Here is a 24231-nt window from a genome sequence, read left to right on the forward strand (position 1 = left end):
TCAACGAAAGGAATACCATGGCCAAGGAAGCCACACGCGTACGCCGCCGCGAACGCAAAAATATTACGTCGGGCGTTGCCCACGTCAACTCGACGTTCAACAACACGATGATCACCATCACCGATGCACAGGGCAATGCAATTGCCTGGTCGTCTGCTGGTGCCAAGGGCTTCAAGGGTTCGCGCAAGTCGACCCCGTTCGCCGCTCAGATCGCTGCCGAAGACTGCGCCAAGAAGGCCCAGGAGCACGGCATGAAGTCGCTCGAAGTCGAAGTTTGCGGTCCGGGTTCCGGTCGTGAATCGGCTCTGCGCGCTCTCCAGGCTGCCGGCTTCATGATCACCTCGATCCGCGACGTGACCCCGATCCCGCACAACGGTTGCCGCCCGCGCAAGAAGCGCCGCGTCTAATGGACGTTTTTGGAGGTCGCTTCGCAGCGATCTTCATCTGAACCCGGTAATAGCCGCTCCGTCTCCTGAAAGAGTCGAGGCGGCTTTCACCGTATAGCCGGAAGGGTATTTCCGGTGTTCCTCGTGCTCGGTTACCACGATTGGATGGTGGTAACGAACGGAAGGTAGTAGGTCATGATCCAGAAGAACTGGCAGGAACTGATTAAGCCGAACAAGGTGGAGTTTTCCTCTTCCGGCCGTACAAAGGCAACGCTCGTTGCTGAGCCTCTCGAGCGCGGCTTCGGCCTGACGCTCGGCAACGCGCTTCGTCGCGTACTTTTGTCGTCGCTTCGCGGTGCTGCTGTTACGGCAGTGCAGATCGACGGCGTTCTGCACGAATTCTCCTCCATCCCCGGCGTTCGGGAAGATGTGACGGACATCGTGCTGAACATCAAGGAAATCGCCATCAAGATGGATGGTGACGATTCCAAGCGCATGGTCGTGCGCAAGCAGGGTCCAGGTTCGGTTACCGCTGGCGACATCCAGACGGTTGGCGATATCGAGATCCTCAACCCCGACCACGTGATCTGCACGCTCGACGAGGGTGCTGAGATCCGTATGGAATTCACGGTCAACAACGGCAAGGGCTACGTTCCTGCTGATCGTAACCGTGCGGAAGACGCTCCGATCGGTCTCATCCCGGTCGACAGCCTGTATTCCCCGGTCAAGAAAGTGTCCTACAAGGTGGAAAACACCCGTGAAGGCCAGGTTCTCGACTATGACAAGCTGACCATGACCATCGAAACCGATGGTTCGGTCTCGGGTGAAGACGCCGTAGCCTTCGCCGCTCGTATCCTTCAGGACCAGCTGTCGGTCTTCGTCAACTTCGACGAGCCGCAGAAGGAAGCAGAAGAGGAAGCCGTCACTGAACTCGCGTTCAACCCGGCACTCCTCAAGAAGGTCGACGAACTGGAACTTTCCGTCCGTTCGGCCAACTGCCTGAAGAACGACAACATCGTCTATATCGGCGACCTCATCCAGAAGACCGAAGCCGAGATGCTCCGCACTCCGAATTTCGGTCGCAAGTCGCTGAACGAGATCAAGGAAGTTCTGGCATCCATGGGCCTCCATCTTGGTATGGAAGTTCCTGCATGGCCGCCGGAAAACATCGAAGATCTCGCCAAGCGTTACGAAGACCAATACTAACAGGATCAGACTGCAGGCGAATGCCTGCAAGTGAAGGAGACACACCATGCGTCACGGAAATTCGGGCCGTAAGCTCAACCGCACCGCAAGCCACCGCAAGGCCATGTTTGCCAACATGGCGGCTTCGCTCATCACCCATGAGCAGATCGTAACAACCCTGCCGAAGGCGAAGGAAATTCGCCCGATCGTCGAAAAGCTCGTCACCCTCGGCAAGCGCGGCGACCTGCACGCTCGTCGTCAGGCGATCTCGCAGATCCAGGATCAGGACGCTGTTCGCAAGCTGTTCGATGCCATCGCTTCGCGTTACGCAACCCGCAACGGCGGCTACCTGCGCATCATGAAGGCCGGCTATCGTCAGGGCGACAACGCTCCGATGGCTGTGATCGAATTCGTCGAGCGCGACGTCGATGCCAAGGGCGCAGCCGACAAGGCTCGCGTTGCTGCTGAAGCAGAAACTGCCGAAGCCGCATAATTCGATCCAAGGATCGCACTTTTCGAAAAGGCCGGGTGGAAACGCCCGGCCTTTTCTTTGGGGAAATGAGGGGGCGGGCTCGAGCATGACTGCACCACGATCCATACGCGTTCAACGCTGCCTCGCCGCGCTGCTTGTGATCTCCGCGGGGCTTCTGCTGCGCCGCTTCGGCTACGATCTCGGTCTTTCCTTCTTTGTCGTGAAATACGGTGGGTCAGTTCTCTGGGGTGCGATGGTGTTTCTTGCGTTGGCCACGCTGACCGGATCGGTGGACATCGGCAGGCTCGCCTTTGCGGCATTCCTCATCGCCCTTATCGTCGAATTCTCAAGGCTCTATCACACGCCCGAGTTGGATGCGTTTCGACTGACGACGGCCGGCAAACTGTTGCTCGGACGCGTGTTTTCCCTGTGGAATATCGCAGCTTACGCTTTCGGTATCGGGACTGCCGCATTTGTCGAGGCGTGGGTCCTCAAACGGGGACGTAGATCTTCTGTTTGATATGCTTGAGATTGGCGACGATCGTGAATGTCATCACCACCAGCAGGGACCACGAACTCCATTTACCAAGATGCACCACCGACCACGCCCCGATCTGGTTCGGATATTGCCAGATCCCGAAAAAGGTCGAGATGTTCTCCGCCAGCCAGATGAAGAAGCCGATCAGCACGAAGGCGACCAGAAGCGGCATCCGTCTGTCACGATCATAGGGTCGGTAGGTGACGGTCGTGCGGGCGTAAAGGCCGAGCGCGCAGGCAGCGATATACCAGCGGTAGTCACCTATGAAATGGTGGGTGAAGAAATTCGCGTAGATCGCAATCGCGATCAGGCCAGCCATCCAGTAGCTGGGATGGTGGTGGATCCGCAGATCGAAAAGCCGCCAGGCCTGGATGATGTAGCTCCCCACGGCGGCATACATGAAGCCGGAAAACAGCGGTACGCCCAGCACTTTCGTATAGGCGAAGTCAGGGTATGACCATGACTGGATGCTGCCGGAGGTCTTGAACACTTCGAGCGCAAAGCCAACCACGTGGAAAAGACCGATCGCTTTCGCCTCATCCCAGGTTTCCAGCTTGCTCCAGATCATCAGGGACTGGATGGCGAGCGCGATGATCAGCAGAACGTCGTAGCGCGGGATGCCGAATACGCCCGTTCGCGGAACGATGAAGATCGACACAAAAAATAGGCCGGCGAACAGGCAGGCCCGCGCTTCTTTGATGCCGAAGTAGAGAAACTCGATGACGAAACGCGTGATACCGTGGATTTCTCCAAACGGCCGCTGGTTGCAAAGGTAGACATCCAGCAGGGATAGTCGTCCGCCGTCCACAGTCGATTCTGGTGTCATCAAAACATCTCCCGCTGCACGGACTGAAGCCTGCGGTGACTGTGACTGTCAAGTCCGGGGGATGGCAGGCTGACCGGCCCGCCGAATGACTGAAGCTCCCTATATCGCTGTTGCCACATCCCGTTTTTTTAGCGACAATCGAGCCGTGACGCATTTGGTGGGAGGAGCCCGATGCATGACCCTGTTTCCCATGCCGACCAAGTCTACGCGTCGGCCAATTCCCCTGTCGCGAGTTCAGCTGTAGTCGCGTCCTGGCGCCGCTGCATGACCATGCATCACTTGGCGCCAGAGGACCGGCGGATGCCGGAGCGGGTGACAGAGCAGGAACTGGACGTCGCCCGAAAACAGTCGGAGCGTCTTATCGGGCAGGCGAGGGACGAGCTCGACCGGCTGTTCTTGGTCGTCGGTCGCGCCGGCTGCTGCATCCTGATGACCGACAGCAAAGGTATCGCGCTTGACCGTCGCGGCGCAGCGGGCGACGACAAGGATTTTCGTGCGCTCGGCCTCTGGACCGGCTCGGTCTGGACCGAGGAGAGTATCGGCACCAACGGGATCGGCACCGCAATCGCCGACGACCGGCCGATATCGATCATCCGCGACCAGCACTTCTTTGCATCCAATATCGATCTGAGCTGCACGACTGCGCCCATTCGTGATCACCGTGGAGTTCTGGCCGGCGCGCTCGATGTCTCGACGTGCCGAAGTGACGCAAACGAAGGGACGATCGCCATCCTGTCGCAGACGGTGCGTGAGGCGGCATCCCGGATCGAGCTGAACCTGTTCCGAAACGCGTTTCAAGGTGCCCGCTTCGTGATGGTGCCGAGTGAGACGGGATCTCCAATGGCGCTCCTGGCTGTAGATCGCGACGACCTTGTGATCGGTGCCACGCGCGCTGCGCGATCGGCGCTGCGTCTGGACGACGATCGGATTGCGGAAGGGATCCCGGCCTCCGATCTGCTTCACGAATCGAGCCGGGATGCGCGAGAACTCCTGGGCGATGCCGAGCGCTCGGCGCTTCTTCGGGCGTTGTCTCGTGTCCACGGCAACGTCTCGCTGGCAGCCCAGGTGCTCGGCGTCAGCCGTTCCACCCTGCATCGCAAGATGAAGCGATTTGGCATTCAATGACGGGGAGTTTTGTCGCAGACTTGCGACAGAGTGCATCGCGGTATCGCGGGTGAGGCCTGTTTTCACCACGCCAGAAGCGCAGATTCTGTTCCATCGGGTTCGCTTTGAACCTGTTCATCATGGGAGGATGACATGCTGCATCAGAAAATCGTTGAGTCACCGTTCAAGCTCAAATACGGCAACTATATCGGCGGTGAGTGGAAAGAACCGATCAGCGGCAAGTATTTCGACAACGTCACGCCGATCACCGGCGGCAAGATCTGCGAAATCCCGCGGTCTGACGAAAAGGATGTCAATGCGGCGCTCGACGCTGCACACGCCGCCAAGGAAAAATGGGGCCGCATGGCGCCGGCTGACCGCTCCAACATCCTGATGAAGATCGCCCAGCGGATGGAAGACAAGCTGGAAGTTCTGGCGCAGGCCGAAACCTGGGACAACGGCAAGCCGATCCGCGAGACAATGGCAGCCGACATCCCGCTCGCCATCGATCACTTCCGCTATTTCGCATCCTGCATCCGTGCCCAGGAAGGTTCGATCAGTGAAATCGACCATGATACGGTCGCCTATCACTTCCACGAACCGCTCGGCGTTGTCGGCCAGATCATTCCGTGGAATTTCCCGATTCTGATGGCCGCGTGGAAGCTTGCACCGGCGCTTGCCGCCGGCAACTGCGTCGTCATCAAACCGGCCGAGCAGACGCCGGCCTCGCTTCTGGTCTGGGCGGAACTCGTCGGTGACCTCCTGCCACCCGGCGTGCTGAATATCGTCAATGGTTTCGGCCTCGAAGCCGGAAAACCTCTTGCGACCAGCAACCGGATTGCCAAGATCGCCTTTACAGGAGAGACCACGACAGGCCGGCTGATCATGCAATATGCCAGCCAAAACCTTATCCCTGTCACGCTCGAACTTGGCGGCAAGTCGCCGAACATCTTCTTCGCCGATGTGATGAGTGAAGACGACGATTTCCTCGACAAGGCGCTGGAAGGCTTTGCGATGTTCGCGCTGAACCAGGGCGAAGTCTGCACATGCCCCAGCCGCGCACTGATCCAGGAATCGGTTTACGATCGTTTCATGGAGCGGGCGGTCAAACGCGTCGAAGCCATCACGCAGGGCAACCCGCTCGATAGCTCGACCATGATTGGCGCGCAGGCATCCTCGGAGCAGATGGAAAAGATTCTGTCCTATCTCGACATCGGCAAGCAGGAGGGCGCGGAAGTCCTGACCGGCGGCGTCAAGAACGATCTCGGCGGCGAGTTGGCGAACGGCTACTACATCAAGCCGACGATCTTCAAGGGCCACAACAAGATGCGGATCTTCCAGGAGGAGATCTTCGGACCGGTAGTGTCGGTGACGACCTTCAAGGATGAAAAAGAGGCGCTCGAGATCGCCAACGATACGCTGTACGGGCTCGGCGCCGGCGTGTGGACGCGCGACGGCAACCGCGCCTACCGCTTCGGCCGGGAGATCCAGGCCGGCCGCGTCTGGACAAATTGCTATCACGCCTATCCCGCGCATGCGGCATTCGGCGGGTACAAACAGTCCGGGATTGGTCGCGAAAACCACAAGATGATGCTCGACCACTACCAGCAGACCAAGAACATGCTGGTGAGCTACAGCCCGAAGAAGCTCGGGTTCTTCTGATCGATCTCAACCCAAGCATGGGCTCCCGGCTGCAGGGTCGGGAGCCTTTTCAATGTCTCGATGCGAACAGGAATGACATGATGGATGCGACAATCAACGGCGAACCGCGCGTCACGGCCACGGATTCCGCGCTGAACCTCATTGCCGAGATCCAGGCGGACCACCCGGACATCCTGTTCCACCAATCCGGCGGCTGCTGCGACGGGTCGTCACCCATGTGCTATCCGAAGGGCGATTTCATGCTTGCCGACCACGACGTGAAGCTCGGCGAAATCGGCGGCGTGCCGGTCTATATCAGCGGCAGCCAGTTCGAGGCCTGGAAGCACACACAACTGATCATCGATGTCGTGCCCGGTAGGGGCGGCATGTTCTCGCTCGACAATGGGCGTGAAAAGCGCTTCCTCACCCGGTCGCGACTATTCGGCGGCGGGGAGGCCTGCGCGATACCTGCCATACGTTGACGCCGCCCACTATGTCGTGGGGGCGGGACGTGCCGGACGGCTCTTGCCGCGTTTCCAGTTGAGGAACGGCTTCCTCAGTGGCCGGTAGGCGAGGAGCAGCCCGATCGCTGCGATATGAATAAACGGAACCAGCGTCACCGACTTCACCGCGAGCACATAGTGGAGCGCGCCGCCCAGTGCCACGAGATAGATCAGCTTGTGCATTTTCACCCAGGTCTGTCCGAGCTTGCGGATCGACCAGTTGTTGGATGTCACCGCAAGCGGGATCAGCAGAAGCAGGCAGGCAAAGCCGATCGTGATATAGGGGCGCCGCACGATATCGCTGCCAACAGCGCCGAAGTTCAGCTGCAGATCGAGCAGGAGATAGACGCTGAAATGGAACACGACGTAATAGAAGGCGAGCAGCCCTAGCGCACGGCGATAGCGGATCCAGTTGATCCCGAGAATATCGCGAAGGGGCGTGACGGCGAGCGTCAGGATGATGAAACGCAACGCCCAGATGCCGATCAGGTGCTCGAACGTCTTGACCGGATTGAAACCCAGCCCGCCCGTCGCGGCCTGATAGAAGTACCACGCCGCGGGACAAAGCCCCACGACGTAGAGTGCCCAGATGCTGGCGGCATGATATCGGCGGGGCAGGGCTGGGATCGAGAGCATGGTCAGTAGTTCGCTTTCAGGTCCATGCCGGTATAGAGGCTCGCCACTTCGTTCGCATAGCCGTTGAAGGGCAGGGTATCGACGCGCTTGGTTCCGAAGAAGCCGCCTTCGCCGATTCGCTGTTCGGTCGCCTGACTCCAGCGCGGATGATCGACAGCCGGATTGACGTTGGAATAGAAACCGTATTCCCGGGCGTTCGAATTCTTCCAAGTGGTCTGTGGCTGCTCTTCGACCAGCTTGATCTTGACGATCGACTTGATGCCTTTGAAACCGTATTTCCACGGCACTACGAGCCGGATCGGCGCACCGTTCTGGTTGGGCAGCGTTTCGCCGTAGAGACCGACAGCGAGAATGGTCAGCGGATGGCGCGCTTCGTCAAGGCGCAGGCCTTCGACATAAGGCCAGGGTAGAGCCTGGAAGAGACCGCCTTGGCCGGGCATTTCCTCGGGACGCACGACCGTCTCGAACGCCACATATTTCGCGCTGCCAAGCGGCTCGACCTGGTCGAGGATCGCCGCCAGGGGGAAACCGATCCACGGGATCACCATCGACCATCCCTCGACGCAGCGCATGCGGTATGTCCGCTCCTCGAGCTTCATCTTGAGGATCTCGTCGAGACCGAATTCCTTCGGCTTGCCCACCATGCCCTCGACCTTGACGGTCCAGGGTGTCGGTTTGAACGCGCTGGAATTCTGCGAGGGATCTTCCTTGCCGACGCCGAACTCGTAGAAATTGTTGTAGGTGGTGACGGCTTCTTTAGGCGTCAGCTTTTCGTCCAGCTTGTAGGGGCCGGGCGATGCGCTGAGAGCCGCAGCGAATGCGCTTGAGCCTCCAAGGACTGAAAGGCCGGCGCCCGCGGCGACGGTGCCCACGAAATTCCGGCGCGACAGATAGATGTCGCGCGGCGTGATCTCAGTCGGCGAAATGCGGGGTGGGCGAAATGCGGGCATGGCGGATCTCCTTCAGGCAAAAGCCTATCCTGTGCTTATACGTACCGCCGACAGGTTTGGTTTCACAGAGGCGGAGGAAAGGCATTAAACCACGTTTGCGTGAAAGAATTAGCGTTGAAACATACGCTAAGCCTTGAACCGGGAAATCGCATGCTCATTTCAGCTTTGACATTAATCAAGGATAGTGAGTATGGCGACGAAAACCTGGGATGCTGCCAGCGAACGCTTCACGGAAACCGATGCGGGCCGGATCGATCGACTGCGGCGTTTGCGGCGTATCCACGGCGTCGCCCGTATGATGGATACGGCGATCGGTATTCCCGGCACCCGGTTTCGGTTTGGTGCCGATTCCATCATGGGCCTTGTTCCGCTCGTGGGCGATGCCGGGGGCGCATTGATTGGCCTCTATATCGTCAACGAGGCCCGCCGCATGGGTGTGCCGAACGACAAGCTTGCAAAGATGATCGGCAACCTTGCGGTCGATTCTGTCGTCGGCAGCGTGCCGCTGGCCGGTGATCTGTTCGACGTCTTCTTCAAGTCGCACCGCCGCAACCTCAACATCGTTCTCGACCATTTCGGTGTGACGGCGGACGAGCTCCGCGCGAAGCGATAGCGGACACGAGGAGAGGGTGAGGGACGGTGACGTTGCCTCGCTCCCCAAGCGCCGGAGCAGAACCGCTATGAAACTCCGACCGCGCCTACATCGCCGGGCCGATTTCTAGTGCGCTGGTGAGAACCGTACCGTACCGTACTGTTTTTTGCCCCATTGGTAGTGACACTGGCTTTAGCCTGCAGTAGGACGGAGAAAACAAGGTCCTTTGCGCCGCGTGATCCAACGCGGTAAATAGCAACGGCTGAACGCGATCGAGGAAACATCATGCCTGTCTATCGTTCAAGAACCACGACCCACGGCCGCAACATGGCTGGCGCGCGCGGCCTCTGGCGCGCCACCGGCATGAAGGACGGCGATTTCGGCAAGCCGATCATCGCCGTGGTCAATTCGTTCACCCAGTTCGTGCCGGGCCATGTCCACCTCAAGGATCTCGGCCAGCTGGTTGCCCGCGAAATCGAAGCCGCCGGCGGCGTCGCCAAGGAGTTCAACACGATCGCCGTCGATGACGGCATCGCCATGGGCCACGACGGCATGCTGTACTCGCTGCCATCGCGCGAGATCATCGCCGATTCGGTCGAGTACATGGTCAACGCCCACTGCGCCGACGCCATGGTCTGCATCTCCAACTGCGACAAGATCACGCCCGGCATGCTGAATGCCGCCATGCGCCTGAACATCCCGGCCGTCTTCGTCTCCGGTGGCCCGATGGAGGCCGGCAAGGTCGTCCTGCACGGCAAGACCGTTGCGCTCGACCTCGTCGATGCCATGGTTGCAGCCGCCGACGACAAGATGTCGGACGAGGACGTGACCGCGATCGAAAAGGCGGCCTGTCCGACCTGCGGCTCGTGCTCCGGCATGTTCACCGCAAACTCGATGAACTGCTTGACCGAGGCGCTCGGCCTGTCGCTGCCCGGTAATGGCTCGACGCTCGCCACCCATTCGGATCGCCGTCGCCTGTTCGTCGAAGCCGGTCACCTGATCGTCGATATCGCCCGCCGCTACTACGAGCAGGATGACGAACGGGTCCTGCCGCGCAATATCGCCACCAAGGAGGCGTTCGAAAACGCCATGTCGCTCGATATCGCGATGGGCGGCTCGACCAATACGGTTCTCCACATCCTGGCGGCTGCCTATGAGGGCGGCGTCGATTTCGGCATGGAGGATATCGACAAGCTGTCGCGCAAGGTGCCGTGCCTGTCCAAGGTCGCGCCGGCCAAGAGCGATGTCCACATGGAAGACGTTCACCGCGCCGGCGGCATCATGCGTATCCTGGGCGAACTCGAACGCGGCGGTCTGATCAACCGGGACTGCTACACGGTTCACGAAGCAACGCTCGGCGATGCGATCGACCGCTGGGACATCACCCGCACCAATTCCGAGAGCGTCCGCGATTTCTTCAAGGCAGCACCCGGCGGCGTTCCCACTCAGGTTGCCTTCAGCCAGTCTTCGCGTTGGGACGAGCTCGATACGGATAGCGACACGGGCATCATCCGCTCGGTTGAAAATCCCTTCTCCAAGGATGGCGGCCTGGCGGTTCTCTACGGCAATATCGCGGCCGACGGCTGCATCGTGAAGACCGCGGGCGTCGATGAGTCGATCCTGAAGTTCAGCGGTCCCGCTGTCGTCTTCGAAAGCCAGGATGCGTCCGTCAAGGCGATCCTCAGCAACGAGGTGAAGGCCGGCGATGTCGTCGTCATCCGCTACGAAGGTCCAAAGGGCGGACCGGGCATGCAGGAAATGCTCTATCCGACCAGCTATCTGAAGTCGAAGGGCCTCGGCAAGGCCTGCGCGCTGATCACCGACGGTCGCTTCTCCGGCGGTACATCCGGCCTTTCCATCGGTCACGCTTCCCCGGAAGCAGCCCAGGGTGGCGCGATCGGACTTGTCCGCCAGGGCGATATGATCGAGATCGATATTCCGAACCGGACAATCCATCTGGCGGTGTCGGACGCTGAACTCTCGGCGCGTCGCCACGAGCAGGACGCACTCGGCTGGAAGCCGTCAGCACCCCGCAAGCGCAACGTCACGACGGCTCTCAAGGCCTATGCGGCATTTGCGTCGAGTGCGGACAAGGGCGCGGTCCGGATTCTGCCTGAGTAAGTCTCTGGTCGAACCAACCCCGCAGACAGAGATCTCAAAGACAAAGGCCTCGGTGCACAACACCGAGGCCTTTGTCTTTTATCGTTTCCAGTGAACGTCGCTTAAGGACTAAAGCGGCTCTTTGCTCAGTCCGCTAAACGCTTCCTGCAACTGCTTCATCCGCTCCGCATAGGCCGTCGTCAGGCATTGGACGTCTGCCTCGCAAGCCCGACGCTTCTTCAACCAGTCGCTTTGTTCCTGGCGCAGCTGGTCGCGATTGCCCATGGCGAGCAGGCTGGTCAGGATGTCGAATGTGGTGACCATCTTCACATCGGCATCGTTCAGCGTGCGTGTGTCGCAGATCACCTTCTCGTCGGCGACCAGATCGGTCTTCTCGCAATCGAAGCTCGCCGCCGCTGCCGGGCGAGGTGCAAGGGAAAGGCCGGCGCTCAGGACAAGTGCAGCCACGCCGGTGGCCGCGAATATGGTTTTCATGCTGGAACGCTCCTGTGTGCAGTCTCTGGAGCCGATCCCAAACGGCATCGTAAACTCCCAAGGACAAACATGATGCACATGCGCGAGATAGCAAGGATGATGGAGGATAGGATCGTGCTGAAAAGCCGATGCTTTTTGCGGATCAGCTGGAAGCAGCAACACCCGCCCGCGGGCTTTGTCGGGTACCGTCTTTCCCTGCCTGTGCCAGATACCCATATAGGCGGTCGCAAGGACGCTGCATCGGGTTCCGGGCACCTTTCTTTTGCCGCTTGCGGCGCTACAACGTCATCCAGCAATTTGTAAGAGGAATCACATGTCCATTACGCTCAAGCGACCGTTCGAACGGCATCTCAGGCAGCTCTCGCTCAGCGTCGTCCTGCTCGCGGTATTGGCGCCCGCCGGCGCCTATGCGCAGGACCAGAAGACGGTGCCGCAAAGCCGGCAGGAAATGCAGCTCTCGTTCTCGCCGCTGGTCAAGCAAACCTCCGGTGCCGTCGTCAACGTCTATGCCGAGCGCGTCGTTCAGCGCCCGAACCTGTTTTCCGGCGACCCCTTCTTTGAGCAGTTCTTCGGCCAGCGCATGCCGAACCGTTCGGAAAAGCAGTCTTCGCTCGGTTCCGGTGTCATCCTCTCGCACGAGGGTCTTGTCGTGACGAACAATCACGTCATCGAAGGCGCAGACGATATCAAGATCGCCCTGGCAGACGGCCGGGAGTTCCCATGCGAGCTCGTCCTGAAAGATGAGAGCGTCGATCTGGCTGTGTTGCGCATCAAGGCAAAGGAGAACTTCCCGGTCCTGCCGCTTGCCGATTCCGATCGCACCGAGGTCGGTGATCTCGTACTCGCGATCGGTAATCCGTTCGGTGTCGGCCAGACGGTCACAAGCGGCATCGTGTCGGCGCTTGCCCGCAACCAGGTGTCGTCGGGTGATTTCGGCTTCTTCATCCAGACCGACGCGTCGATCAACCCCGGTAACTCCGGCGGCGCGCTGATGAACATGAACGGCGAGCTGATCGGCATCAACACCGCGATCTTCTCGCGCGGCGGCGGATCTAACGGTATCGGCTTTGCCATTCCGGCAAATCTCGTGAAGGTCTTCCTGGCGGCCGCCTCCGAAGGAAAGTCGGTCTTCGACCGCCCCTATGTCGGCGCGACCTTCGATGCCGTGACCTCTGACGTCGCCGAAGCGCTCGGCTTGAAGGCCGCCCGCGGCGCGCTGGTCTCGCGTGTCGTCGAAGGCGGTCCGGCCGACAAGGCAGGATTGAAGCCCGGCGAGGTCGTGACGGCCGTCAATGGCATTCCAGTCGAGCATCCCGATGCGCTCGGCTACCGGCTGACGACGGCTGGCCTCGGCAAGGGAGCGAAATTGAGCGTCCAGACGCCCGACGGCATGCGCGACCTTCAGCTAGCACTCAATTCCGCGCCGGAAAGCACGCCGCGCGACGAGCGGGTGCTGGAAGGCCGCAATCCCTTCGCCGGTCTTCGGATTGCCAACCTGTCACCGAAACTCGCCACGGAACTGCGCATGCCCACAGACAAGAGCGGCGTCGTCGTCACCGACGTCTCGCGCGGCTCGCCTGCCGGTCGTCTCGGCTTCCAGCCACAGGACATCGTCGTCTCGCTGAACGGCGAGGCGGTCGCTTCGACGACTGTCATGGAAAAGATGCTCCGCACCGATCCGGGGTTCTGGCGGGTCGAGATCGAACGCAAGGGACAGCGTATCCGGCAGTTCTTCCGATGAACGGTGAGGGCTGATGAGCGACGACCTGTTTGCACCGAAAGTCCCAGAAGAGGTCGCCAGCCGGCGGCCGCTTGCCGACCGGTTGCGGCCTAAGACGCTTTCGGAGGTGACAGGTCAGGCTCATCTGACGGGTGACGATGGCGTACTTCGTCGCATGATCGATTCCGGCTCGCTCGGATCGATGATCTTCTGGGGTCCGCCCGGTACCGGCAAGACGACCGTCGCGAGGCTGTTGTCGGGCGAGGCGGGCCTCGCTTTCGAACAGATTTCTGCGATCTTTTCCGGCGTCGCGGATCTGAAGAAGGTGTTTGAATCGGCACGCCTGAGACGCATGCAGGGCCGCCAGACGCTTCTCTTCGTCGACGAGATCCATCGCTTCAACCGCGCCCAGCAGGACAGTTTCCTGCCCGTCATGGAAGACGGAACGGTGATCCTCGTCGGTGCGACCACCGAGAACCCCAGTTTCGAACTCAACGCCGCTCTTTTGTCGCGTGCTCGGGTTCTGACATTCCGCAGTCACGACGAGGAGAGCCTCAGCGAACTCTTGGAACGTGCAGAACAAGTGGAGGCAAAGCCGCTGCCGCTCGACGACGGCGCGCGCGCAAGTCTGATCCGGATGGCGGACGGAGACGGCCGTGCGGTTCTGACGCTGGCCGAGGAAATCTGGCGTGCGGCACGGACGGGTGAGGTGTTCGACACCGTGGGTCTCACCGAGATCGTCCAGCGCCGCGCCCCTGTCTACGACAAGGCACAGGACGGCCACTACAATCTCATCTCCGCGCTCCACAAGTCGGTGCGGGGCTCGGATCCCGATGCCGCACTTTATTACCTCGCGCGGATGTTCGATGCCGGCGAGGACCCGCTCTATCTCGGCCGACGTCTGGTCCGGATGGCCGTGGAGGATATCGGCCTTGCCGACCCGCAGGCGCTTGTCGTGTGCAACGCCGCCAAGGATGCCTACGACTATCTAGGCTCGCCTGAAGGGGAGCTGGCGCTGGCGCAGGCCTGCGTCTACCTGGCGACCGCTCCGAAATCGAATGCGGTCTATATGGCCTTCAAGGCGGCGACCCGGGCTGCCAAGGAAAACGGCTCGCTTCTGCCACCCAAGCATATCCTCAATGCCCCGACCAAGCTGATGAAAGCCGAGGGCTATAATGACGGGTATCGTTACGACCACGATGAGCCGGACGCATTTTCGGGCCAGAACTACTTCCCGGAAAAAATGGGCCGCCAGACCTATTACGATCCGCCGGAGCGTGGCTTCGAGCGTGACATCAGAAAGCGTCTCGACTGGTGGTCGAAGCTGCGCAAGGAGCGCGGCGGCAGCTAAGCCTCAGGAAGCCCTGGCGATGCCTGGTTTCTGCGCCTGACCCGGTGCCGCGACGAGCCTCACCGAAGACTCGGCCAGAGCGTGATGCCCTTCCATATCCACCACCAGATGCCAGTGGCCGTTTTCCGGAACGGCGATCCGCAGCGGCGATTTCTTCGCAACGCCGCCGACGAACTTGAAATCGAGTTGTTCCGTAAACCGCTGGTAGTTCGAAGCGGTCATCAGGCGGACGTTGTTCACGCCATTGAGCGTGACTTCGATGATCGTGCCGGCGCGCTGCGGTTTGAGATCATAATGCGTGTAGCGAAAATTCGGACCTGCCATGCTTGCCTCATTCATGCCAGTATATGGGTACAACAATCCTACAGACACCCGGTTAAAGATCTATGGAACCTACTGCGTTCCTGGGTGTTATTTAAGCATGATGCCGACGCGCTGAGCCACCAGCCCGCTGGCAAGACAGATAAAGCAAGGCGATGTTTCCCCCCGCGTCGCCCAAAAACGACAAAATATTTGACCTCCAATCTACCTGGTCCCGCTGCTCCCCGCAGCGGGACTTTTCTTTTTCTGGTTTCGTAAAAAGCTTTCTCTACAGAGACTTGAAGCGATTTCCGGACTCAGGTCGAGAGCGATTTGATTCAGTTTGTGAGGTGCTGGCGGTCCAGTTGAGCGGTCAGCGCAAAGATGGTTTCGCACACAGGCGTTGGCACGCCGGCCAGTTTTCCGAGCGACACGACCATGCCCGTCAACGGCACGATCTCCAGCGCCTTGCCCGCAAGTAGATCCTGAAGCATCGAGGTTTTTACTGGCCCGAAACCTTGCGCTCTCGCAAACATTTCATCGGCCGTCTGGGTGAACCTCGCACCAAAGGCGGTGCCGACGGCCTGAACCTCGTTGATGATTTTCCGAACGATTTCGGCGATATCCGGGTTTGACATCATGTCGATCATCAAGGCGCGGGTGAGGGCGCTGATGGGATTGAAGGCGGCGTTGCCACGAAGCTTCGCCCAGATCTCGTCTCTGATCCGCGGCGTTGCCTTGGCATCGAGATCGCAGCGCTGGAAAAGGTCCACGATCGCCGACAGGTCGTCGGACATCTCGCCGCTGGGTTCTCCGAGAAAGAAGTGGCCTTTGCCGTTCAGGCGTGTCTTGCCGGGTTCGATGATTTCTGCACCTTGATACGCGACGCAACCGATCACGCGTTCCGGACCGATGGCGTTCCAGATGCAACTGTCTGCGTCGAGCTCGGGGATCTGCCGGCCTCCAAAGCCGCTTTCCATGTCCCCATGGAAATACCACCAAGGAATTCCGTTCAGGATCATCACGAGGCGCGTGCTTTCGCCAAGCAGTGCCGCCAGACCATCTGTTGCGGCTGCGAGCTGATGGCCCTTCAAACCGGTAATGATAAGATCCTGTGGAGGCAGACTGAACGGATCATCCGTCGCGGCAACGAGTACGCGGACCGGATCGATGCCCGTGTCTTCATAAACGACGTTTAACCCGTTCTCTCGGATTGCCTTAAGCTGTGCGCCTCGCGCCACAACCGACAGCTCCGTGTCGGCTCCTGATCCCGCCGCTATCTTTGCGGCAAATGCACTTCCGAGCGCGCCCGCGCCATATACGCAAATTCTTCTGAACGTCATCTGTCCTCGCTGCATTCCGACGTAAGTTGGAAGCAGTGTAGGGGAGCGGTAGAAGCGAGGCGACCGATAATTTCGGCCTGTCCTAGTGCGAGGGGTTGTTCGGCAGCAGTTCGTTCATTCGCAGTTCGTCGATTGCTGTGACAGCCTCTTCCGCGGTCCAGCCGGCCTTCAGGGCCGCTGCAATCATCCTTACTTCCGCCTCTTCCTCGAGCGCAAGAAACAGCGGCTCGAGCGCTTCCTGGACGGTCAGGACATTCTCCTCCGGCGACGGGACGGACTGCCGTGCGGTATTCGTCAGCATGTGCGGTTCTCCTCTGTGATGGTTGAATCTATCCAATTTAACGACCCCCGAAAAGGTTCCCAAAAAACGTCGATTTTGCGGGCTTTCTGGCATCCCGATATCGTGATCTGAAGATATCGCACAAACGTCGTTGCGAACGGTCGCAGTTAACGATGCGTTTATGAATTCGTGAAAATAAATCGCAATACGGTGCGGGTTTGTCCTCGCTATCTGGGCTGGGTTGCCTGGATCGTCCCGCGGCTTTCAGCCGGTTGTATCGCCTGCGCATCCGCCACTTGCAGGCTTTGTATGGAGTAAACGCAATGACCCAGAAGACACTTGCCCTGGCGCTCGTCGCCGCCTTTGCCGCCAGCCCCGTTATGGCTGCGGATCTCACCAGCGCCTATGAGGCGCCCGCCTACAGCGAACCTGCGAGCGAACCGGCCGGTTGGTCAGGTGCTTATGTCGGTGGACACGGCGGTGTAACGTCGCCGAGGATCAACCCGTTTGCCAGCGGCAAGGGCCTCAACCTCGGCGTTCACGGCGGCTACAACCACGACCTGGGCGGCGCTATCGTTGGTGGCGAACTCGATTACTCCTATCTCGGCGATGCCGACGTGAAGGCCCGCGGCGGCAAGCTGTCCGAGCGTCATCGCATGGCCGCCAAGGTCAAGGCTGGTGTTCCGCTCGACCAGACGCTGCTTTACGGCACGACCGGTCTTGCCATGACGAAGTATCGCGATGGTGACAATGTTACCGGCCCAGACGGCTGGAAGCCTGGCCTCCTGCTGGGTGCCGGCATCGAGCAGAAGCTGACCGGCAACATCTCGGCCCGCGTCGAGTACAACTATGTCATGACCGACAACGTCAAGAGCTCCTACCAGGGCGTCGAAACCCGTAAGGACGTTCACGACCACTCGGTTACCGCTGGCGTGAACTACAGGTTCTGATTAATCCGGTCACACCCGGAACGGAAAAGGCTCGCTCACGCGGGCCTTTTTTCGTTGGGGATCTGGGCTTAGCCGCCTCAACGGTTTGCCTATCGATGTCTGTCGGGAAACGCTGCGAGCCACAGCTTCTGCCCCATCGCTCATTACATAAACTCAAAAGGCCCGCAATCGCGGTCCTTTTTCATAATCGCTATGAAAACGATGGGTCTGAACCGGTGGCCGATCAGCCGTCCGACCAGAACCGGCTGTGATCGAACTCTTCAGCAATACCGAGCGGCAGAGGCTCGGCACTGTCCGGCTTGGCAGTCAGATCCGTCAGCGTGCGGCCGACGACGAGCGGCGCGGTCATTCCGGTCGATGCGCCGGGGGGCGAAATCGCCCAGGAGATCAAAACGTCTTCGCCATCGAATTCGTCTTCCGGATCGATTTGCGGCCCGGTGATCGGCAGCGATGCCAGCGAGTGTCTTGGTTCTGGAAGCCCTTTCGCCGGCGCCGCAAGAGCGAGGGCGGGTACGAAGCCCGGTGCAGGGCGCGGCAGCATCGGCATGCTGTTTCCGAGCGCGGACGCCGATGCGGCCGTCGGTGCCGGACCGAGCGAGGCGGTTTCGATGACGGCGGCAGGAGCCGATAACGCGGTTGCAGCCGCCGGACGCAGGCCCGGGGCCGGGATTGCGAGAGATGCGAGATCGGCAAAGGCGGGTACCGGCGCCACGGCAACCGTCGCACGCGCCGATGGCCGTGGCGTCGTCTGCTCGTCGAGTGCTGCAAGCGCGCGGCTGCGTGGTGTTGGCAGCATCGCGGTGATCAGGCCGCTGCCGACCCGTTTTCCGGCACCTGCATCATCGTCGGCCTCGATATCTATGGTCGCACGCGCAATAGCGATCGACTTGCCGCTGCCACGGCGCTTGAGGTCGGCCATCGCGACGCTATAGCCCTGGAGCGGTCTTCCGTCGGCGGGAACATGAATGGTTCTGCCGTTCGGGAAGATACGCGCCAGCTCCTGCCGCGACAGTCGTGGCCAGGCCCGGACATTGCCGACATCCACATGCAGGAAGGGCGAGCCGGATGTGGGGTAATAACCGACGCCGCCGCCCTGGATCTGAACTGCGATGGCCCGCAGCGTCGAAAGCTTGACACCGGGAATGTAGAGATCGATCGCCTTGCCAAGCATATGCTGGCTCTTGCGCGCAACCCCGGTGGAGCGTGAGCGACCGCGCAGCATGTTGTTGGTGGCAGGCGAACGATAGGCCGAAACGACGTGGATGTAATTGTTGGTGCCGGAACGCTCGTAGATCTCCCAGACGAGATCGAGCAGGTTCGGATCCATTCGCGCCGTCTCGTTGCGGCGCCAGTCGCGCAGGAACCGGTTCATCTGGGCAAGACCCTTCTGATCTAGCCTGCCGTCCCGCTTGTAGGTAATCGTCGCCTTTTCGCCCGTATGGGTAAAATAGAGCTTGAGAGACCGATCCTCGGCAAAGGCAAACGACGCCGATCCCAACAAAGCCGCCACCGCAAGCCCGGCTGCGCCCGCAGACCGTGCAGCCTTGCCGGCCGCTTGCGAGGCGAGGTTCACAAGTGCGCGTGCAGCACCGGGTACAGACTTAATCGACAGAGACTGGGACACGACAAACCCGCTTTACGCAAACTGTGACAGCGGGATGCGAAAACCGCAGCCCGGCGAATACGGGACCATTATGGTCAACGAAAAGCTAACGGGAGGTTGATGCCCGCAAGGCGAAGTGCGGTGACACGGCTTTGTGAAGTGGGGTGGGCCACGCGAGCGTCAAACAGGATTGCAGGTCATGCCGTTGCTGGCCGTGGGTCGCCAGCGCTCTAAGCTCGGTTCCTCGCTTTTGGCATACACGGGAAAGACTGTTTCGAGGGAACAGCTACGAACAGCGTTTATTCAGTGTTTGAGGAAAAGGCCGCAAGAAAAATCCCCGCACTGAACATCATCAGTGCGGGGATCAGGTTAGACTAATTTGGCTCAGGTGAGGGCTAGCCGCTCACCAATCCCGTCTCAAATCAGCTGCAGCCGCTCGTTGCGCCGCAGGTGTCGCACTTTTCGCATGTTCCGTTGCGGACCATGGTGAAGTTCTGGCACTCGGTGCACATGTTGCCGGTGTAGCCCTGCATGATCGACTTCATCCGGCGATCGGCTTCCTTCTTCTTGGCTTCCGCCTTGGCAGCGGCAGCGTCTGCCTCAGCCTTGTCGGAGAAGAGGGCGGTTGCGACCTGCTGGCCTTCGTCGGCAAGCTGCTCGTCGGCGATGTCATCTGCCACTTCGCGAGGCCGCTCTTCGTAGTCGCGTTTGAAGGACACGACTTCCGATGTGGAGATCGCAAGCGTGGTTTCGAGCTTGCGGGCAGCCGAGCCGGCAAACGAGGTGACGTTGCCGCCGCCGCTGCCGACCGAGGCCTTTGCCGCGGAGCCCCCTGCCGAACCCTTCGGCTCGTTGCCGGCCAACCGGTCGGAACCACCCGAGACGAGTGTCGGCTTGTAGCCGCGCGTCCAGCCGGTGGAGAGAAGGTTGGTCTTGCCTTCCTCGATACCCTTGCCAAGTGCCGTCTGCGAGAAGTCCGACGTATCCACATGCGCCAGATCGTGACGGCCGAGATAGGACACGGCCAGTTCGCGGAACACGTAGTCGAGGATCGACGTGGCGTTCTTGATCGCGTCATTGCCAGTCACGATGCCGGCCGGCTCGAACTTGGTGAAGGTGAAGGCCTCCACATATTCTTCAAGCGGCACGCCGTACTGGAGACCGAGCGAGATGGCGATGGCGAAGTTGTTCATCATCGCACGGAAGGCGGCGCCTTCCTTGTGCATGTCGATGAAGATTTCGCCGATGCGGCCGTCACCGAATTCGCCGGTACGCAGATACACCTTGTGTCCGCCGACATTGGCCTTCTGGGTGTAACCCTGGCGGCGGTTTGGCAGCTTTTCCCGTTCGCGGGTGACGCGTTCGACGATCCGCTCGACGATCTTTTCGGTGATCGTCACGGCCTGTGCGGCAGTTGGTGCTGCAATCAGCTCCTCGATCGCGTCCTCTGCATCGTCTTCGTCGATCAGCGAGGCGTTGAGCGGCTGCGACAGCTTCGAACCATCGCGGTAGAGGGCGTTGGCCTTCAGAGCCAGCTTCCAGGACAGCATGTAAGCTGCGCCGCAATCTTCGACGGTTGCCTCGTTCGGCATGTTGATCGTCTTGGAGATCGCGCCGGAGATGAACGGCTGGGCCGCCGCCATCATGCGGATGTGGCTTTCAACCGACAGGTAGCGCTTGCCGATCTTGCCGCACGGGTTGGCGCAATCGAACACCGGCAGATGCTCGTCCTTGAGGAACGGTGCGCCTTCCAGCGTCATCGCACCGCAGACGTGGATGTTGGCAGCTTCGATGTCCTTCTTCGAGAAACCGATATGCTCGAGCAGGTTGAAGCTCATGTCGGCGAGCTGCTCGTCGGAAACCTTGAGGGTCTCCTTGAGGAAGTCGGTGCCGAGCGTCCACTGGTTGAACACGAACTTGATGTCGAAGGCAGCCTTGGTTGCGCCGTTGATGGCAGCGATCTTCTCGTCGGAGAAGCCCTTTGCCTTCAGCGAACCGGGGTTGACGCCGGGAGCCTGGTTGATGTTGCCGTGACCGACCGCATAGGCCTCGATCTCGGCAAGCTGGCTTTCGGTATAGCCGAGGCTGCGAAGCGCTTCCGGAACGGCACCGTTGATGATCTTGAAGTAGCCGCCGCCGGCGAGCTTCTTGAACTTGACCAGCGCAAAGTCGGGCTCGATGCCAGTCGTGTCGCAGTCCATGACGAGACCGATCGTGCCTGTCGGCGCAATCACGGTCGTCTGGGCATTGCGATAGCCGTGCTTTTCACCCAGCTGCAGGGCCTTGTCCCAGGCAGCCTTTGCATGGATGACGAGATCCTGGTCCGGGTTTTCCGAGTGGATCAGCGCAACCGGATCGACCGACAGCTGCTCGTAGCCGGAGGTTTCGCCGTAAGCTGCGCGGCGGTGGTTGCGGATGACCCGCAGCATGCTTTCGCGGTTCGGCGCGAAATTTGCGAACGGTCCGAGTTCGCCGGCCATTTCGGCAGACGTCGCATAGGCAACGCCGGTCATGATCGCGGTCAGCGAGCCGGCGATGGCGCGGCCTTCCTTCGAGTCATACGGAATGCCCGACGACATCAGGAAGCCACCAATGTTGGCATAGCCGAGGCCGAGCGTGCGGTACTGGTAGGAGAGTTCGGCAATTTCCTTGGACGGGAACTGCGCCATCATGACCGAGACTTCGAGAACGACGGTCCACAGGCGGACCGAATGCTCGTAATCGGCAATGTTGATGTTCTTCGTCGCCGGGTTCTTGAACTGAAGAAGGTTCAGCGAGGCAAGGTTGCAGGCCGTGTCGTCGAGGAACATGTATTCCGAGCACGGGTTCGAGCCGCGGATCGGTCCACCGGCCGGCGACGTGTGCCAGTCGTTCATCGTCGTGTTGAAGTGGATGCCCGGATCGGCAGACGCCCATGCGGCATAGGAAATCTGTTCCCACAGATCCTTGGCCTTCAGCGTCTTCATGACCTTTCCGTCCTTGCGGGCGGTCAGGTTCCAGTCGCCATCATTCTCGACCGCCTTGAGGAAGTCGTCCTTCAGCGAAACGGAATTGTTGGAGTTCTGGCCGGAGACAGTGAGGTATGCTTCCGAATCCCAGTCGGTGTCGTAGGTCTTGAACTCGAGATCCTTGTAGCCCTGGCGGGCGAACTGGATGACGCGCTTGACGTAGTTTTCCGGAACCTGGTCCTTCTTGGCAGCCTTGATCTCGCGCTTCAGGGCAGGGTTCTTCAGCGGGTCGTAGCACTCGTCGCCATCGGCCTCGCAGTTGACGCAAGCCTTCATGATCGCCTTCAGATGACGGCTGACGATCTTGGAACCGGTGACGAGGGCGGCAACCTTCTGCTCTTCCTTGACCTTCCAGTTGATGTATTCCTCGATATCCGGATGGTCGATATCGACCACGACCATCTTCGCCGCGCGGCGCGTCGTGCCGCCCGACTTGATGGCGCCGGCTGCACGGTCACCGATCTTGAGGAAGCTCATCAGGCCGCTGGAGCGACCGCCGCCCGAAAGCTTTTCGCCTTCGCCGCGCAGATGGCTGAAGTTGGAGCCGGTGCCGGAGCCGTATTTGAACAGGCGGGCTTCGCGAACCCACAGGTCCATGATGCCACCTTCGTTGACGAGATCATCGCCGACCGACTGGATGAAGCAGGCATGCGGCTGCGGATGCTCGTAGGACGACTTCGACTTGGTCAGCTTGCCGGTGAACGGGTCGATATAGAAATGGCCCTGGCCGGGACCGTCGATGCCATAGGCCCAATGCAGGCCGGTGTTGAACCACTGCGGGCTGTTCGGCGCAACGCGCTGGGTGGCAAGCATATAGGCAAGCTCGTCCATGAACGCGGACGCGTCGTCTTCCGACGTGAAATAGCCGCCCTTCCAGCCCCAGTAGGTCCAGGTACCGGCAAGACGCGAAAACACCTGGCGCGCATCGATTTCCGAACCGTAGCGCTCGCCTTCGGGAAGATCGCGCAGCGCCTTTTCATCGGCAACCGAACGCCAGAGGAACGACGGAACGTCGTTTTCTTCGACTTTCTTCAGGCGCGCAGGCACGCCGGCCTTGCGGAAATACTTCTGCGCCAGAACGTCCGTCGCAACCTGCGAGAACTGCGTGGGCACGTCGATATCCGCAAGCCGGAAGACGATCGAGCCATCCGGATTACGGATCTCGCTGGTTGCCTTGCGGAATTCGATCTCTCCGTAGGCGCCCGTTTCCGGCTTGGTGAAACGACGTTCGATGCGCATTGCCTAATCCCTCGTCAGTGAGGCGCCACTCGATGGGGCGCACGTGTTCATGCCGGCTGCTCGCCATCATGGGCAGCCGGTCAAAATTTTATCACCCAGTGAAACATCATGGATGGCATGTCTGTATCTTGTGATGGATGGTGGCTGCAAACACTAAATATAGTATTAACAGTTTCTTTCCGCCAGCGCCAGCACCGTTTCAGCAGACCATCGAGCGGCCATGGAAATCCGTCACCAGGCGATCCTCAAGAACCGCCACGACCTGCAGGAAACCCATTTTGACTCGAAAAAGAACCGGCCTCGTTACTCCCGGTCCAGTCGCCGCCGCAACCTGATGGCAATGTCGACCTCCATGGGAGATTCGTCAAGCCGTAGTTGTTAGTGGTTTCGTAACCACAAGATATTGTAGGTTTGGCTGTGGATAACGGGGAAGAAAAAACGTTGAGGAATCTCAGTGATTTACGACGTCAAGTACCGGACTGCGCGAAGTTCACGCAATTGGACGGCGTTCGCGATCAGGACTGCTTCGACAGTGCGACGCCTGTAAAGCAGGGACTTTGCCTATGCTCTGAAGCATCTGTGTGACACTGGCGACAATTTCGGATTATTTTCGAGGTTGGGAAAATGCGGTTCGCTCTGTTGACAGCCGGAAATGTTTCCAAACGGCACGTCTTGCAGGGGTAAGTCCATCGCTCCGATTTCTCATCCCTCGTATTCCGCAAATGTACCGTAAACGGTTTTCGTATATCTAACCGGGATGGAAGTAGGTTTCGCAAAAAGCGAGTTCAAAAGAGGGAGCCCGTGATGTTCGGCGACGTCGTTGCGCGGCATAGTCGTCAGGCAATCTTTCGCACACTCGGGCTCGCGCTGATCTGTACCTCCGGCTCGCTCCCCGCGTTTGCCGATGCGACGCAACGACCTTCGTATCGTTGCGAATTTGCGCATACCATGGATACTGCAGTTTCGAGATCCGCCTGTAATGCTGTCCGCTCCACAGTCGAGCAGATGA

The 24231-nt window shown here is 59.9% G+C and carries 21 protein-coding genes; 12 read left to right on the top strand and 9 right to left on the bottom strand.

The window, feature by feature from the left end:
* Window positions 1-17 precede the first annotated feature (17 nt).
* The 4 genes from rpsK to ACQY1P_RS11830 all read left to right on the top strand — a co-directional run bounded on the left by rpsK (window position 18) and on the right by ACQY1P_RS11830 (window position 2563).
* Complete coding sequence (rpsK, locus tag ACQY1P_RS11815; protein WP_007766864.1) at window positions 18-407, top strand: 30S ribosomal protein S11; 390 nt, start codon at window positions 18-20, stop codon at window positions 405-407.
* A 174-nt stretch (window positions 408-581) separates the two neighbouring features.
* The gene (locus ACQY1P_RS11820; protein ID WP_062457714.1) at window positions 582-1592 is read left to right on the top strand and encodes a DNA-directed RNA polymerase subunit alpha; all 1011 of its coding nucleotides are present in this window, start codon (window positions 582-584) and stop codon (window positions 1590-1592) included.
* A 46-nt stretch (window positions 1593-1638) separates the two neighbouring features.
* Window positions 1639-2064 (top strand): 50S ribosomal protein L17, encoded by a 426-nt coding sequence (gene rplQ / locus ACQY1P_RS11825; RefSeq protein WP_062457711.1) that lies wholly within the window; start codon window positions 1639-1641, stop codon window positions 2062-2064.
* 85 nt (window positions 2065-2149) lie between these two features.
* The gene (locus tag ACQY1P_RS11830; protein ID WP_430256438.1) at window positions 2150-2563 is read left to right on the top strand and encodes a DUF2809 domain-containing protein; all 414 of its coding nucleotides are present in this window, start codon (window positions 2150-2152) and stop codon (window positions 2561-2563) included.
* Here ACQY1P_RS11830 and ACQY1P_RS11835 read toward each other — a convergent pair.
* Window positions 2535-3407: a DUF817 domain-containing protein gene (locus tag ACQY1P_RS11835; RefSeq protein ID WP_430256439.1), complete on the bottom strand. Its 873-nt coding sequence runs from the start codon at window positions 3405-3407 to the stop codon at window positions 2535-2537. The two genes, ACQY1P_RS11830 and ACQY1P_RS11835, sit on opposite strands and share 29 nt — an antisense overlap.
* Before the next feature lie 171 nt (window positions 3408-3578).
* On the opposite strand from ACQY1P_RS11835, the gene ACQY1P_RS11840 reads away from it, so the two are divergent.
* The 3 genes from ACQY1P_RS11840 (at window position 3579) to ACQY1P_RS11850 (ending at window position 6634) form a co-directional block, all read left to right on the top strand.
* Window positions 3579-4532, top strand: coding sequence for a helix-turn-helix domain-containing protein (locus ACQY1P_RS11840; RefSeq protein ID WP_430256440.1), 954 nt, complete (start codon window positions 3579-3581; stop codon window positions 4530-4532).
* Window positions 4533-4664: 132 nt separating this feature from the next.
* Window positions 4665-6173: an aldehyde dehydrogenase gene (gene adh, locus ACQY1P_RS11845; protein ID WP_092662043.1), complete on the top strand. Its 1509-nt coding sequence runs from the start codon at window positions 4665-4667 to the stop codon at window positions 6171-6173.
* A gap of 80 nt (window positions 6174-6253) precedes the next feature.
* Window positions 6254-6634, top strand: coding sequence for a DUF779 domain-containing protein (locus tag ACQY1P_RS11850; protein WP_430256699.1), 381 nt, complete (start codon window positions 6254-6256; stop codon window positions 6632-6634).
* Between the two features lie 9 nt (window positions 6635-6643).
* Here ACQY1P_RS11850 and msrQ read toward each other — a convergent pair whose 3' ends face one another.
* Window positions 6644-7291, bottom strand: a complete 648-nt coding sequence (gene msrQ, locus ACQY1P_RS11855) for a protein-methionine-sulfoxide reductase heme-binding subunit MsrQ (protein ID WP_192086678.1) — start codon at window positions 7289-7291, stop codon at window positions 6644-6646.
* Between the two features lie 2 nt (window positions 7292-7293).
* On the bottom strand, window positions 7294-8241 hold the full coding sequence (msrP, locus tag ACQY1P_RS11860; protein ID WP_430256441.1) for a protein-methionine-sulfoxide reductase catalytic subunit MsrP: 948 nt from the start codon (window positions 8239-8241) through the stop codon (window positions 7294-7296).
* A 190-nt stretch (window positions 8242-8431) separates the two neighbouring features.
* On the opposite strand from msrP, the gene ACQY1P_RS11865 reads away from it, so the two are divergent.
* A complete protein-coding gene (locus ACQY1P_RS11865; protein ID WP_092662047.1) occupies window positions 8432-8854 on the top strand; it encodes a DUF4112 domain-containing protein in 423 nt (140 codons plus the stop codon).
* 264 nt (window positions 8855-9118) lie between these two features.
* On the top strand, window positions 9119-10954 hold the full coding sequence (gene ilvD / locus ACQY1P_RS11870) for a dihydroxy-acid dehydratase (RefSeq protein WP_062457685.1): 1836 nt from the start codon (window positions 9119-9121) through the stop codon (window positions 10952-10954).
* A gap of 108 nt (window positions 10955-11062) precedes the next feature.
* On the opposite strand, the gene ACQY1P_RS11875 is transcribed toward ilvD, so the two are convergent.
* Window positions 11063-11428 carry a lysozyme inhibitor LprI family protein gene (locus ACQY1P_RS11875; RefSeq protein ID WP_062457681.1) on the bottom strand — a complete coding sequence of 122 codons (366 nt, stop codon included), beginning with the start codon at window positions 11426-11428 and terminating at the stop codon, window positions 11063-11065.
* A 313-nt stretch (window positions 11429-11741) separates the two neighbouring features.
* Here ACQY1P_RS11875 and ACQY1P_RS11880 point away from each other — a divergent pair, with 313 nt between their 5' ends.
* Window positions 11742-13169 carry a DegQ family serine endoprotease gene (locus ACQY1P_RS11880; protein WP_430256442.1) on the top strand — a complete coding sequence of 476 codons (1428 nt, stop codon included), beginning with the start codon at window positions 11742-11744 and terminating at the stop codon, window positions 13167-13169.
* Window positions 13170-13182: 13 nt separating this feature from the next.
* A complete protein-coding gene (locus tag ACQY1P_RS11885) occupies window positions 13183-14499 on the top strand; it encodes a replication-associated recombination protein A (protein ID WP_062580286.1) in 1317 nt (438 codons plus the stop codon).
* Window positions 14500-14502: 3 nt separating this feature from the next.
* On the opposite strand, the gene ACQY1P_RS11890 is transcribed toward ACQY1P_RS11885, so the two are convergent.
* From ACQY1P_RS11890 to ACQY1P_RS11900, 3 genes are all read right to left on the bottom strand, one after another.
* Entirely contained in the window at window positions 14503-14823 is a 321-nt protein-coding gene (locus tag ACQY1P_RS11890; protein ID WP_192076793.1) for a DUF1883 domain-containing protein, read from the bottom strand.
* 314 nt (window positions 14824-15137) lie between these two features.
* Complete coding sequence (locus ACQY1P_RS11895; protein ID WP_430256443.1) at window positions 15138-16142, bottom strand: ketopantoate reductase family protein; 1005 nt, start codon at window positions 16140-16142, stop codon at window positions 15138-15140.
* Window positions 16143-16224: 82 nt separating this feature from the next.
* Window positions 16225-16443: a hypothetical protein gene (locus ACQY1P_RS11900; protein WP_062457666.1), complete on the bottom strand. Its 219-nt coding sequence runs from the start codon at window positions 16441-16443 to the stop codon at window positions 16225-16227.
* 302 nt (window positions 16444-16745) lie between these two features.
* On the opposite strand from ACQY1P_RS11900, the gene ACQY1P_RS11905 reads away from it, so the two are divergent.
* Window positions 16746-17372 carry an outer membrane protein gene (locus tag ACQY1P_RS11905; RefSeq protein ID WP_062457663.1) on the top strand — a complete coding sequence of 209 codons (627 nt, stop codon included), beginning with the start codon at window positions 16746-16748 and terminating at the stop codon, window positions 17370-17372.
* Between the two features lie 223 nt (window positions 17373-17595).
* On the opposite strand, the gene ACQY1P_RS11910 is transcribed toward ACQY1P_RS11905, so the two are convergent.
* Both ACQY1P_RS11910 and ACQY1P_RS11915 read right to left on the bottom strand, forming a co-directional pair.
* Complete coding sequence (locus tag ACQY1P_RS11910; protein ID WP_430256444.1) at window positions 17596-18996, bottom strand: DUF882 domain-containing protein; 1401 nt, start codon at window positions 18994-18996, stop codon at window positions 17596-17598.
* Between the two features lie 401 nt (window positions 18997-19397).
* Complete coding sequence (locus tag ACQY1P_RS11915; RefSeq protein ID WP_209900645.1) at window positions 19398-23222, bottom strand: vitamin B12-dependent ribonucleotide reductase; 3825 nt, start codon at window positions 23220-23222, stop codon at window positions 19398-19400.
* Between the last annotated feature and the right edge of the window lie 1009 nt (window positions 23223-24231).

The sequence above is a fragment of the Neorhizobium sp. DAR64872/K0K18 genome (genome assembly GCF_050500175.1).
In the GTDB taxonomy this organism is placed as follows: Bacteria; Pseudomonadota; Alphaproteobacteria; order Rhizobiales; family Rhizobiaceae; genus Neorhizobium; species Neorhizobium soli.